We start from the raw sequence: 12,236 nt of genomic DNA on the forward strand, positions 1-12,236 counted from the left end.
CATGGACGACGAACTCCGCGAGCGCGTCGAGGCGGCGGGCGAGACCGCCGCGTTATACAACGCGCTCAAACACGACAGCGACCCGGACGTGGGCGCGATCATGGGGCCGCTCATGGGGGAGAACCCAGAGTTCCGCCCGCACGGCGACGAGATTCCGGGGATCGTCGCCCCCGTGGTGAACCGAGTCGCCGCGATGGACGAGGCGGAGCGCCGCGACCGGCTCGGAGAGCTGGCTCCCGATCAGCTCGACGAGTTGGAGGCCGAAGACGAGGGGGACGAGCACGTCCTCCCGGACCTGCCGAACGCCGAGGAGGGCGCGGTCGTGATGCGCGCGGCCCCCAATCCGAACGGCCCGTGGCACATGGGCCACGCGCGGATGCCCGCGGTCATCGGTACGTACAAGCAGCGGTACGACGGCGAGTTCGTCTGCCGGTTCGACGATACCGACCCCGAAACGAAACGCCCGGACTTGGACGCGTACGACGCCATCTTAGAGGACATCGACTACCTCGGGTTCGAGGCCGACCGCGTGCTGAAGGCCTCCGATCGGCTGGAGACGTACTACGACCACGCCCGCGAGTTGATCGACCTCGGGGGCGCCTACACTTGTTCGTGTTCCGGCGACGACTTCTCCGAGCTGAAGAACGCGGCCGAGGCGTGCCCGCATCGCGAGAAGGACGCGGAGACCGTTCACGAGGAGTTCGAGGCGATGATCGCGGGCGAGTACGACGCCGGCGAGATGGTCCTCCGCGTGCGGACCGACATCGAGCACAAGAACCCCGCGCTGCGCGACTGGGTCGCGTTCCGCATGATCGACACGCCGCACCCGCGCGAGGAGGCAAGCGACTACCGCTGCTGGCCCATGCTCGACTTCCAGTCCGGCGTCGACGACCACCTCACCGGTGTCACCCACATCATCCGCGGCATCGACCTCCAGGACTCCGCGAAGCGCCAGCGGTTCGTCTACGACTACTTCGGCTGGGAGTACCCCGAGGTGCTCCACTGGGGGCACGTCCAGGTCGACGAGTACGACGTGAAACTCTCGACGTCGACGATCAAAGCGCTGATCGAGGCCGGCGATCTGACGGGCTGGGACGACCCGCGCGCCCCGACGATCCGGTCGGTCCGCCGCCGCGGAATCCGCGGCGAGGCGATAGTCGAGTCGATGATCGAACTCGGCCTGTCCACCTCGGACGTCGACCTCGCGATGTCGTCCGTCTACGCCAACAACCGCGACATCGTCGACGACGCGGCCGACCGCTACTTCCTCGTGCGCGACCGCGACGACGACCCGGCGGTCGAACTCGACGTGGTCGACGGCGACGCGCCCGCGCCCGCCGCTGGCCACCCGCCACTGCACCCCGACTACCCGGACCGCGGTGACCGCGAGGTGCCCGCCGGGCGGGTCGTCGTCGAGTCCTCGGATCTCCCCCCCGAAGGCGAGCGCGTCTGGCTCAAGGGGTACGGCCCCGTCCGGTACGACGGCGACGAACTCGCGTTCCTCGACGCCGACATCGACGTGGTCCGAGACGGAGACGTGGACGTGATCCACTGGGCTCCGGCCGGAGGGAGCCGCGAGACGCTCTTACGGACGATCGAGGGCGACGTGCGCGGGTACGCCGAGCCGGCGGTCGCGAACGCCGCCGTCGACGACGTGGTCCAGTTCGAGCGCGTCGGCTTCGCTCGGATCGACTCGTTCGACCCGGCCGCGACAGACGAGGCCGACGGGCCCGACGGCTCCGAGGACCTGCTCGCGTACTACGCGCACCCGTAGGCGCGCTCGCGACCGGCGCTTCGAGCCGGTCGCCGACCGCCGTCTGCCCGCTCGCGGGCCGCTGACGTCTCTCGGGCTTTCGTCCCGCGTCGCGGAGTTTATACCCCCGAGCGGCGAACCACGTCCAAGATGGCCATCGACCCGAACTTCGAACAGAACCGCGAGCAGGTCGGCGAGGAAGACGGCGTCGCCGTGTGGGGCCCGGTCGAGCCGCCGGAGAAACAGGGTATCCGGGGCACCCACGTCGCGGTCGATTTCGACATCTGTCTCGCCGACGGCGCGTGTCTGGAGGACTGTCCGGTCGACGTGTTCGAGTGGGTCGACACCCCGGGCCACCCGGAGTCGGAGCGGAAGGCGAGCCCCGCGGACGAGGACCAGTGTATCGACTGCATGCTCTGTGTCGACGTCTGTCCGGTCGACGCGATCGACGTCGACCCCGGCCGCGAGAACCGAATCTGATCGGCCGGCTCGCGTCCTACGTGCCGATGTGAGTCACTCAACGGGCTGAGACGCAGAAACGTATCCGCAAGCGACTGCAACTCTCGATGACATCTCGGAGATGTCGCGTACTCATGTGTCATAGAACGGCAACAGAAGTGTGACCATGCTGCCCCTGTTGTCTCGCTCTCGGAACTGGATATCTCCGTCAATTCGGGATACGATCCGTTTGACCAGCCACAGACCCATTCCGCTACTGTGGGTGACGTCATCGATTTCACTGTCTCCCGCAATCACACGTCGTTCGCTTGGCGGAATTCCCGGACCGTCGTCTGCAACCTGAATCTCGACGGTTGCCTCGTGTTTCGTCACCGTTATGCGCACCTGCGGCGAGCGGCCGTCACTGTGAATAACCGCATTTTTGACAAGTTCTTCTATCGCTCGTTGCACTTCCGGAATCGACAGCATCTGTAGATCTGTCGGCACCTCGACAGATATTTTGGCGTCGGGGTGTTCCCCGAGAACTTGGTCAACGACGGCGTCAACGATCTCAGCGAGGTTGATGTGCGTTGGATCGGCCGGGTCTGAAAGAAGTTCGACAATTTCGCGCTCTTTGTTAGCTTGTTCGAGAATGCGATTTGCGGATTCTTCGATCGTCGTCGATAGCTCTGCGATTTCATCTGGTGCTTGGTCGTCGATCATCTGTGCGTGACCCAACACCAGATTCAGTTCATTTTGGATATTATGCCGCAACATCCGGTCGAGCGACGTGAGATGTTGTTCTCGCTCAACCTGCTCAGTCAGGTCACGCATCGTGGCAACGACCCCCTCGACGTGCCCGGTGTCATCTGTAAGCGGGTAATATCGAATATCGAAGACTCGATCGGACCGATGGGAGCGTGTGCGAGTCATCCGATATTGAACTGCCTCACCGTCTAACGCGCGCTCGAGATTCGGTTCGGCCGTTTCGTACGTTTCCGTCCCGATGGCATCAGCGAGTGTCATCTCACTCAACGACTCACTACCGAGGTCGTGGAAGTCACGGTATGCTTCATTAGCAAATAAGTAGCGTCGCTCGTGATCGATTGCAGCGATCAACTCATCAGCACCTTCAATGGCGCGTTCGTACTGCCGAAGTTGGAATTCGTCTTCTTTCTGGTCAGTGATATCTTGCTGGATAGCCACATACGCCTCAATATCACCGTTACTGCGAGTGAGTGGTGCTATCGTCTGGTGTGCATAGTACAATTCACCTGATTTCTTTTGATCGTGGATCTCTTCTTCCCAAACGTGCCCACGCGAGATCGTCGCCCACAGCCGATCGTAGTACGTCGTAGACATCTCGCCAGATTTGAGAACGCGGGGGTTCTGGCCGACGATCTCGTTGCTATCGTACCCGGTAATCCGCTCAAACGCCGGATTGGCGTAGGTGATCACACCGTCCGGATCGGTGATGTAAATCGCGTGTCCGGCCGCCTCGACCGCTCGCTGGAAGCGACGCAACATCTGCTCATACTCGACTCGCTCCGTTACGTCCTCTTGGAACCCGACGTAGTGTGTGACCTCGCCCGTGTCATTGGTGATCGGTGCAATCGTCACGCGATTCCAGAACTCGGTTCCATCAGCACGGTAGTTCCGCAGTTCGACGGCCACGGATTCTTCGGCGTCGGCGGCGTCACGTATCTCCGCTATCTGGCCGGGGTTGGTGTTTTCACCTTGGAGGAACTGAAAGTCCTGACCAAGCGTGTCGCCTTCGTCGTACCCGGTTAATTCATGGAACTTGTCGTTCGCGTAGATGAGTGGCTTATTCGACTGTGTGGCGTCAGCAACCGTGATCCCGATGGGCGCTTCGTCGATGACCTGATTCGTGAGCCGCAGTTCGTTCGCTTGGTCTTCCTGTTCGCTAACGTCTCGTAGGATAAGCACGACTGCCGGCGTCTCAGTCCACGTGACTCGGGTTGCTGTTATCTCGACCGGAACGGTCGTTCCCTCGGCGGTCATCAACTTCCCGCCGCGGTGATCGAGCGTCTCGAGTCCCGACTGAACCGCAGCGAGGAGGTCATCGATAGGCGTCGTATCATCTGCAACAAGAAAGTCTGAGACGGAGCCGGTTGACGTCTGGTCTTGCGCGTCGTGAATATAGGATGCTCCCGTCTCGTTGAGATACGCTACCGCCCCGTCTCGGACAACTGCAATAATATCGTTTGCGGCGTTGAGGAGCGTTTTCGCTCTCTCTTCTGTATTGACAATGCCGCTCTGGTCGCGGTAGTATCGAACTGCGTTTCGGATGAGTGTCGCGAGCTGCTCCCATTGGTTCTTGTGACGCTCTTTGATTAGGTAGTCAGTGACACCCGCAGAGATGGCGCGACTGGCCACCATTTCGCTTCCCTCGGTCGTGAACAGAATAAACGGAAGCGTTGGGGTCCTCGCACGAACAGCTTCGAGAAACGCGATCCCGTTCGTGTTCGGCAGGTCGTGATCGCTTACAACACACTCGATATCTGTCTGTCTCTCCAAGATCTCAATTGCCTCCTCAACCGACGCCGCAGAGACAAGTTGTATATCACCGTGCTCTGGGAGTGCAGTCGCACAAGCGGCAGCGAACTCGTCGTCAGCCGCGACTGTGAGTATTTTTGTCATAAATACGTTGGTTTGTTATGACTTTCTGCGGGCGTTCTTTCAGTCAAACTATCACCGCTCCGCGTTCTTCGCTGGTAAGCGTATTGATCATCGCATCCCGCGACAGTTAGTATCAAATAGAATTCATATCTTCGTCTCTGCTAGACTCTTCCGAGAGTCACCGCGCGTATCGCGGAGAAGTAGTCACACGCCTCACCGAGTCCTCACCACACGAGAGCAGTTATTATTGCCGTGCCGAAACTCGGCCGTTAGCCGAGACACGCTACGCACTGTTTTTAAGTCTAAACGGACCCCAGGTTGGGTATGCTCCGGCTCGCGATGACCACCGACGCCGAGACGTTCGAGCGCGTGCGCGAGCCCCTCGCCGACCGCGGTATCGAGGTCGAACACGTCCGAGCGAAAGAGCGCGCGCTGGTCGCGTCGACGGGCGGCGCGCGCGACGGTCTCGCGACGATCGGTGACGACGTCCATAGCGGGGCCGATACCCGTGACGGGGAGGACGCCCGCGGCGAGTTCGACGGTTTCGACGTCGGCTTCGTCTACCCCTCTCGCCTCATGGAGGGTGCCGTCGTCGACTGCCGACTGGGGGTTCCGTGGGTGAACGGCCGCGACGCGGTGGTGACCTCGCGCAACAAGGCCGGCGTGGTCGCCGCGCTCGACGATGCCGGGATCCCCACCCCGCGGACGACGCTGGTGTCGAACCCGGTCGACGAGTCGGTCGTCGAGGCGGCGGCGGCCGACCTCTCCTACCCGATCGTGGTCAAGCCGAACTCGGCGACCCGCGGGGTCGGCGTCGCGGTCGTCGACGACCTCGACTCCCTGCTCGGCGTCGTCGACTACCTGAATCTCGTGCACGACTACCGCGCGACCGGCGACAAGTCGTACCTCCTCCAAGAGTTCCTCTCGGACGCCGCCGACTACCGAGCGATGGTCGTCGACGGCGAGTACGTCGGCGGGGTGCGGCGAACGCTCCCGCCCGAGGCGACCGAGGCGGGCCGGTGGAAGCACAACGTCCACCGCGGCGCGGAGGCGGTCGGCGTCGACCTCGATGCCGAGGCTCGCGACCTCGCCGAGCGCGCGGCCGCGAGCCTCGGCATCGATTACCTCGGCGTCGACCTGCTGGAGACGGACGGGCGGCTCGTCGTCAACGAGACGAACGCGCGTCCGACCGTCGACGCGGCGACGAAGTACGAGTCGGGGTTTTACGACCGGCTCGCGGCGCTGATACGGCGGACGGCGAAGAGCGACGACGGGTAGCGCCGGCCGCGGAGCGGTGGCCGGCTACGAGAGGTCGATAGACGCGGAGTCGTCGTCGCGGTCGAACTCGACCTCTAGGACGCCGTTGTTGAACGTCGCCTCGGCGGAGCGCTCGTCGACCGGGACGGGGAGATCGACCGTCTCGTCGTACTCCCGCCGGTCGGAGACCGCAGAGATGGTGAGCGCCTCGCCGTCGCACTGCAGCGAGAGCTCCTCTTTCGAGACCGCCGGGAGGTCGGCGATGAGTCGGACGCCGTCGTCGGTCGTGTACGCGTCCACGTGCGTCTCGGAGCCGAATCCGGCGTCGTCGCCGGGTCCCGCGCCGGCGCTGGCGTTGGCCATCTCGTTCATCATCCGTTCGATCTCCTCGAAGAAATCGCCGAACGGATCGTCACGGTCGTCTCTGTCCATACCGCACGTGACGCGGGTAATCCCGATAAGCCTTCTGTCGGTCGCCGTATTGACCCGGTTCTACGGCGCGGCCGGCGGTGATCGATACCGTTCGTAACAAATACGAACGTCTGTGACGGATACAGCCCGACTGAGTCGGTTTTAAGTGTCTGCGGGTAGCCTATTTCGGATATGAGTAAATCGTATCTCGCTGCGGGCGACGACGTGAGCGACGACGAGGTCGTCCGCGTGGGGCTCAACGGATTCGGACGAATCGGACGGAACGTGTTCCGCGCGGTCACGGAGAGCCCGCGGATCGAACTCGTGGGCATCAACGACGTCATGGACTTCGACGACATGGCGTACCTCGCGAAGTACGACACCGTCATGGGCCGGCTCGACGGCGTCGAACGCGACGGCGACGCGCTGACGATCGGCGGCACGTCGGTCGACCTGTACAACGTTCAGGACCCCGCCGACCTCCCGTGGGACGAACTCGACGTCGACGTCGCCTTGGAGTGTACGGGCGTCTTCCGCACCCGCGAGGACGCGAGCGCGCACCTGGAGGGCGGCGCGGACACCGTCATCATCTCCGCGCCCCCGAAGGGAGACGACCCGGTCAAACAGCTCGTCTACGGCGTCAACCACGACGAGTACGACGGCGACGACGTGGTCTCGAACGCCTCCTGTACGACGAACTCCATCACGCCCGTCGCGAAGGTGCTCGATTCGGAGTTCGGCATCGACGCCGGGACGCTCACGACCGTCCACGCGTACACGGGCTCCCAGAGCCTGATCGACGGCCCGAAGGCGAAGACCCGCCGCGGCCGCGCCGCGGCGGAGAACATCGTCCCGACGTCGACCGGTGCCGCGGGTGCCGCCCAACAGGTCCTCCCGCAGTTGGAGGGCAAGATCGACGGGATGGCGATGCGCGTGCCCGTTCCGACCGGCTCCATCACCGAGTTCGTCGTCAGCCTCGACGAGACCGCCACCGCCGAGGAGATCAACGCCGCCTTCCGCGACGCCGCCGACTCGGGGCCGCTCGCCGGCGTCTTGGGGTACACCGACGACGAGGTCGTCTCCTCGGACATCGTCGGGCTCCCCTTCTCCAGCTACGTCGACCTCCGGTCGACGAACGTGATCGCCGGCGGGAAACTGGTGAAGATCCTGACGTGGTACGACAACGAGTACGGCTTCTCGAACCGGATGTTGGACATGGCCGCGTACGTCCACGACGAGGCGTGAGCCGTCGGCGCACGCGCGGTCCGCAGTTCGACGTCGCCCCGCCGCAGCACCGCCGATCGACCGCCCGGTAACCCACCACTAAGTAGCTCACCGTCCTTCGCTCACTCATGTCCACGTTCGCCACCATCGACGACCTGCCAGCCGACTCGCGCGTCCTCGTTCGACTCGACCTGAACTCGCCGATCGAGGACGGGAAACCGCAGGACAACCGCCGCTTCGACCGCCACGCCGAGACCGTCCGCGAACTCGCCGAGGCGGGCCACCGCGTCGTCTGTCTGGCCCATCAGGGCCGTCCCGGCCGCGACGACTTCACCACCCTCGCGGGCCACGCCGACATCCTCGCCGACCACGTCGGCCGGGCGGTCGGCTTCGTCGACGACACCTACGGCGAGGAGGCGCTGGCGGCGATCGACGGGCTCGACGCCGGCGAGATACTCCTCTTGGAGAACACGCGGATGTGCGACGACGAGCTGCCGGAGGAGAGTCCCGAGACGAAAGCCGAGACCGAGTTCGTTCGGACGCTCGCGGGCCACGCCGACGCGTACGTCAACGACGCCTACTCGGCGGCACACCGCGAGCACGCCTCGCTGGTCGGCTTCCCGCTCGTCCTCCCGTCGTACGCCGGTCGCGTGATGGAGACGGAGTACGAGGCCAACACCGCCATCGCGACCCGCGAGTTCGACGGCCCCGTCACGATGGTCGTCGGCGGGACCAAGGCGACCGACGTGATCGGCGTGATGGACGCCTTAGACGACCGGGTCGACCGGTTCCTGCTGGGCGGCGTCGCCGGCGAGCTGTTCTTGCGCGCCGCGGGTCATCCTGTCGGCCACGACCTGGAGGGGATGGACCTGTTCGACGAGCAGTGGGAGCGGAACCGCGAGCTTATCGAGTCGGTGCTCGACGAGCGCGGCGACGCGATCCGGCTCGCAAGCGACCTCGCGTACGAGGGCGAAGACGGCGGCCGCGCCGAGGTCGCCGTCGAGGATATCGACGAGAAGCGCGAGGCGTACCTCGACGTGGGCGCGGCGACGGTCGACGGCTACGAGCCGCCGATCCGGGAGTCCGACGCGGTGTTCGTCAAGGGGGCGCTCGGCGTCTTCGAAGACGAGCGGTTCGCGGACGGCACCGTCGGCGTGCTCGACGCGATCGCCGAGACCGACTGCTTCTCGGTCGTCGGCGGCGGCGACACCTCTCGGGCCATCGAGATGTACGGACTGAGCGAGGACGACTTCTCGCACGTCTCCATCGCGGGCGGCGCGTACATCCGCGCGCTCACCGGGGAACCGCTCCCGGCGGTCGAGGCCCTGGAGGCCGCGGCGAACCGGTAGCGAGAGGAGCCGCCGGAACCGGGCCGACGGGGCTGGGCCGACGGGGCTGGGCCGACTAACGCGGTGTCGACGCGCGCGACGAGTTACTCCTCGTTGAGGTCGAGGTCGAACTGCTCGTTCTCGGAGACCGCGTTCAGGACGACGCTCGTGTTCGATTCGCGGATGTCCGCGTCCGTGAGGATCGCTTTGATCTGGTCGTTCATCCCGTCGGTGTCGGTGAACTTCCCGATCGCGATCACGTCGTAGTCACCGGTGACCTCGTAGACGCTCACCATCTGTTTCTCCTTGCGGAGCTTCTCCGTCACGTCGGGGAGCGCGCTCCCCTCTACCTTGAGCTGGAGCACCGCCGTCACGTCGTAGCCGAGCTTGTCGTAATCGACGATGGGCGTGTAGCCGCGGATCACCCCCTCGTCTTCGAGGTCGCGCAGGTGATTCGAGACGGTGGTGACCGACACGTCGAGCTCGTCGCCGAGACTTCTGAGACTCGCGCGGCCGTTGCTGAGAAGCGAGTTGACGAGTTTCGCGTCGAGGTTTTCGTACGTCATCACACCTAATCACGCGTTCGGGGGTTTATAATTTTACGAATGTCCAGCATTCTTGCGCGACTGGCGGTTCATGCGCCAAGCGATAAGGCCTTTATACTGGCAGATAACGAATGAGACGTCCAGAACATGACGGACGAACACGCGAAACCAGACGGCGGTCTAACGGCGAAAGAACAGGCGGTACTCGACGAGATCGAAGAGGAGAACGTCGACTTCCTCCGGCTCCAGTTCACCGACATCCTCGGCGTCGTGAAGAACGTCTCCGTGCCTGCCCATCAGGCCGAGAAGGCGTTCACCGAAGGGATCTACTTCGACGGCTCCTCTATCGAGGGGTTCGTGCGCATCCAGGAGTCGGACATGCGGCTCGTCCCCGACCCCGACACGTTCGCGGTGCTCCCGTGGCGCAGCGACGGTGACGGCGACAGCGGGGCCGCGCGACTCATCTGTGACATCGTGACGACGGAGGGCGAACCGTTCGTCGGCGGCCCGCGTCAGGTGCTCAAGAGCGTCCTCGAGAAGGCGGACGACATGGGGTACTCCGTCTCCATCGGCCCGGAGCCCGAGTTCTTCCTGTTCGAGAAAGACGAGGACGGCAACGCGACGACCATTCCGCACGACAACGGTGGCTACTTCGATCTGGCTCCCAAGGACCTCGCGAGCGACGTCCGCAAGGAGATCATCTTCACGCTGGAGGACATGGGCTTCGAGATCGAGGCCTCCCACCACGAGGTCGCCGAGGGCCAACACGAGATCAACTTCAAGTACGACGACGCGCTCACGACCGCGGATAACATCGCGACGTTCCGCGCCGTCGTCCGCGCGGTCGCAGAGCAGCACGACCTCCACGCGACGTTCATGCCCAAGCCGATAGCGGAGATCAACGGCTCGGGGATGCACAGCCACATCTCGCTTTTCGACGAGGACGGCAACGCCTTCGCCGACGACGACGACGAGTTCAACCTGAGCGAGACCGCCTACCAGTTCATGGGCGGCATCCTGAACCACGCGCAGGCGTTCACGGCCGTCACGAACCCGACCGTGAACTCCTACAAGCGGCTGGTGCCCGGCTACGAGGCACCGATCTACGTCGCGTGGTCGGACACGAACCGCTCGGCGCTCGTCCGCGTTCCCGACGCCGCCGGCGTCTCCGCGCGCTTCGAAGTCCGCAGCCCCGACCCGTCGTGTAACCCCTACCTCGGGATGGCGTCGCTCATCGCCGCCGGGCTCCACGGCATCGAAACCGACGCCGACCCCGGCGAGCCGGTGCGCGAGGACATCTACGAGTTCGACGACGAGAAGCGCGAGGAGTACGGCATCGACACGCTCCCGCCGAACCTCGGCAAGGCGGTCGAGGCCCTCGAAGCCGACGACGTGATCCAGGACGCGCTCGGTCCCCACACCTCCGAGAAGTTCGCGGAAGCGAAGTCACAGGAGTTCAGCGAGTACCTGACTCAGGTCTCTGGGTGGGAAGAGGACCGCTACCTGGAGACGTTCTAAGCTTCCGGTACGAGCGGTTCTCTCTCTCTGTATCTCTCTTTTCGACCGGCGCTCTCGGCGCGAACCACTCGTCAGCGTCCGCGCTCCCGATGCGATCGACTCCGGTCCGGGCGGCGGCGTGGACGGAGCGCGTCGCCGATCAGCGTCCGAGGAGAGCCGCGTCGCGGCCGCCGTCCGCCACGGCCGGTAGCGCGACCACGGCGACGACCGCGGCCGTCGTCGCGACGAGCGTGACGAGGAGCGAGTCCGCGAGCGCGTACGCCCCGACCCACAGCGCGCCGGTGACCGCCAGCGCGGGGACGACGATCCGAACCGGGACCGCGGGTTCGTCGCCGTCGACGAACCGCCAGCCGACCGCGCCGCCGACCCCGGTGGCGATCCCGATCCCCGCCTCGACGACTTCGCCGGTGTGTCCGGCGGTGACCGCGAGCCCGGCGGCGACGACGGAGAGCACCGCGGCAGACAGGAACGCGGGAGTCGGGTCGAGAACGGCGGTCGGGTCGCGAGACGCGGCCCCCCCCGAACGGAACCGAGGGTCGCCGGCGAGCCGGAGTCCGCCGGCGACGACGCCCGCTCCCACGGCGACGCCGACGATCACGTCAGCGAGGTAGTGGACCTTGATGACGACCCGCGAGGCGGCGACCGCGGCCGCGACGACGGCCGCCCCGAGGAGCCGCCGACGGCGCGTCCAGACGCGGTCGTACAAAAGCGCCAGCGCGCCGTACGCCGCCGCGCCGCCGGTCGCGTGACCGCTCGGGAAGCCGAACCCGTCCGAGAGCACCTGCGCTCTGAACCATCCGGCGAGCGCGTTCGGGAGCCACGTCGGCACGTCGGCCGGGGGCATCGCTCCCGGTGGCCGCGGCACCGCGAACCACGCCTTGCCGACGGCGACGACGGCGTACGCGCAGGTGACCACTGCGATCGCCGTCGCCCCGGCGCGGCGCGGCGAGCCGGCGGCCCCCTCGCCGGCGAACCAGTAGCCGAGCGCGAGCAGGGCGAAGAGGAACCACGGGTCCGCGAGGTGAGTGACGGCGGCGAAGGCGACGACCACGAACTCCGGGAGCGCGTCGACGGCGGCGGTCTCGCCGACACCGCGTTCGGCCGGGACGAGTCCGGTCACGC

Annotated in this window: 10 protein-coding genes; 6 read left to right on the forward strand and 4 right to left on the reverse strand. The window is 65.3% G+C overall.

What is annotated here, in order from left to right; all coding sequences use genetic code 11:
* The first annotated feature begins 1 nt into the window (after position 1).
* Positions 2 to 1,774 (forward strand): glutamate--tRNA ligase, encoded by a 1,773-nt coding sequence (locus tag NO930_RS02715; protein ID WP_256402389.1) that lies wholly within the window; start codon positions 2 to 4, stop codon positions 1,772 to 1,774.
* A gap of 129 nt (positions 1,775 to 1,903) precedes the next feature.
* On the forward strand, positions 1,904 to 2,233 hold the full coding sequence (locus NO930_RS02720; protein ID WP_137784363.1) for a 4Fe-4S dicluster domain-containing protein: 330 nt from the start codon (positions 1,904 to 1,906) through the stop codon (positions 2,231 to 2,233).
* Between the two features lie 111 nt (positions 2,234 to 2,344).
* On the opposite strand, the gene NO930_RS02725 is transcribed toward NO930_RS02720, so the two are convergent.
* Complete coding sequence (locus tag NO930_RS02725; protein ID WP_256402390.1) at positions 2,345 to 4,852, reverse strand: PAS domain S-box protein; 2,508 nt, start codon at positions 4,850 to 4,852, stop codon at positions 2,345 to 2,347.
* A 303-nt stretch (positions 4,853 to 5,155) separates the two neighbouring features.
* Between NO930_RS02725 and NO930_RS02730 the strand changes: the two genes are divergently transcribed.
* Positions 5,156 to 6,109: an ATP-grasp domain-containing protein gene (locus NO930_RS02730; RefSeq protein WP_256402391.1), complete on the forward strand. Its 954-nt coding sequence runs from the start codon at positions 5,156 to 5,158 to the stop codon at positions 6,107 to 6,109.
* A 24-nt stretch (positions 6,110 to 6,133) separates the two neighbouring features.
* Here NO930_RS02730 and NO930_RS02735 read toward each other — a convergent pair whose 3' ends face one another.
* The gene (locus tag NO930_RS02735; RefSeq protein WP_137783799.1) at positions 6,134 to 6,520 is read right to left on the reverse strand and encodes an Hsp20/alpha crystallin family protein; all 387 of its coding nucleotides are present in this window, start codon (positions 6,518 to 6,520) and stop codon (positions 6,134 to 6,136) included.
* 171 nt (positions 6,521 to 6,691) lie between these two features.
* Here NO930_RS02735 and gap point away from each other — a divergent pair, with 171 nt between their 5' ends.
* Both gap and NO930_RS02745 read left to right on the forward strand, forming a co-directional pair.
* Positions 6,692 to 7,744: a type I glyceraldehyde-3-phosphate dehydrogenase gene (gene gap / locus NO930_RS02740; protein WP_256402392.1), complete on the forward strand. Its 1,053-nt coding sequence runs from the start codon at positions 6,692 to 6,694 to the stop codon at positions 7,742 to 7,744.
* A gap of 107 nt (positions 7,745 to 7,851) precedes the next feature.
* Positions 7,852 to 9,072, forward strand: a complete 1,221-nt coding sequence (locus NO930_RS02745; protein WP_256402393.1) for a phosphoglycerate kinase — start codon at positions 7,852 to 7,854, stop codon at positions 9,070 to 9,072.
* A gap of 83 nt (positions 9,073 to 9,155) precedes the next feature.
* Here NO930_RS02745 and lrp read toward each other — a convergent pair whose 3' ends face one another.
* Positions 9,156 to 9,617: an HTH-type transcriptional regulator Lrp gene (lrp, locus tag NO930_RS02750; protein WP_049983261.1), complete on the reverse strand. Its 462-nt coding sequence runs from the start codon at positions 9,615 to 9,617 to the stop codon at positions 9,156 to 9,158.
* Positions 9,618 to 9,743: 126 nt separating this feature from the next.
* Here lrp and glnA point away from each other — a divergent pair, with 126 nt between their 5' ends.
* Positions 9,744 to 11,114 (forward strand): type I glutamate--ammonia ligase, encoded by a 1,371-nt coding sequence (gene glnA / locus NO930_RS02755; protein ID WP_256402394.1) that lies wholly within the window; start codon positions 9,744 to 9,746, stop codon positions 11,112 to 11,114.
* Positions 11,115 to 11,253: 139 nt separating this feature from the next.
* Here glnA and NO930_RS02760 read toward each other — a convergent pair whose 3' ends face one another.
* Positions 11,254 to 12,234, reverse strand: coding sequence for a phosphatase PAP2 family protein (locus tag NO930_RS02760; RefSeq protein ID WP_256402395.1), 981 nt, complete (start codon positions 12,232 to 12,234; stop codon positions 11,254 to 11,256).
* Positions 12,235 to 12,236 lie beyond the last annotated feature (2 nt).

This window comes from Halorubrum salinum, from assembly GCF_024494575.1.
GTDB classification, from domain to species: Archaea; Halobacteriota; Halobacteria; order Halobacteriales; family Haloferacaceae; genus Halorubrum; species Halorubrum salinum.

Excerpts from the sequence above, each read along its gene's own strand:
- glnA (WP_256402394.1), top strand. The coding sequence starts at position 9,744 with ATGACGGACGAACACGCGAAACCAGACGGCGGTCTAACGGCGAAAGAA.
- NO930_RS02735 (WP_137783799.1), bottom strand. The coding sequence starts at position 6,520 with ATGGACAGAGACGACCGTGACGATCCGTTCGGCGATTTCTTCGAGGAG.
- gap (WP_256402392.1), top strand. The coding sequence starts at position 6,692 with ATGAGTAAATCGTATCTCGCTGCGGGCGACGACGTGAGCGACGACGAG.
- NO930_RS02730 (WP_256402391.1), top strand. The coding sequence starts at position 5,156 with ATGCTCCGGCTCGCGATGACCACCGACGCCGAGACGTTCGAGCGCGTG.
- NO930_RS02715 (WP_256402389.1), top strand. The coding sequence starts at position 2 with ATGGACGACGAACTCCGCGAGCGCGTCGAGGCGGCGGGCGAGACCGCC.
- NO930_RS02745 (WP_256402393.1), top strand. The coding sequence starts at position 7,852 with ATGTCCACGTTCGCCACCATCGACGACCTGCCAGCCGACTCGCGCGTC.
- NO930_RS02725 (WP_256402390.1), bottom strand. The coding sequence starts at position 4,852 with ATGACAAAAATACTCACAGTCGCGGCTGACGACGAGTTCGCTGCCGCT.
- NO930_RS02720 (WP_137784363.1), top strand. The coding sequence starts at position 1,904 with ATGGCCATCGACCCGAACTTCGAACAGAACCGCGAGCAGGTCGGCGAG.
- lrp (WP_049983261.1), bottom strand. The coding sequence starts at position 9,617 with ATGACGTACGAAAACCTCGACGCGAAACTCGTCAACTCGCTTCTCAGC.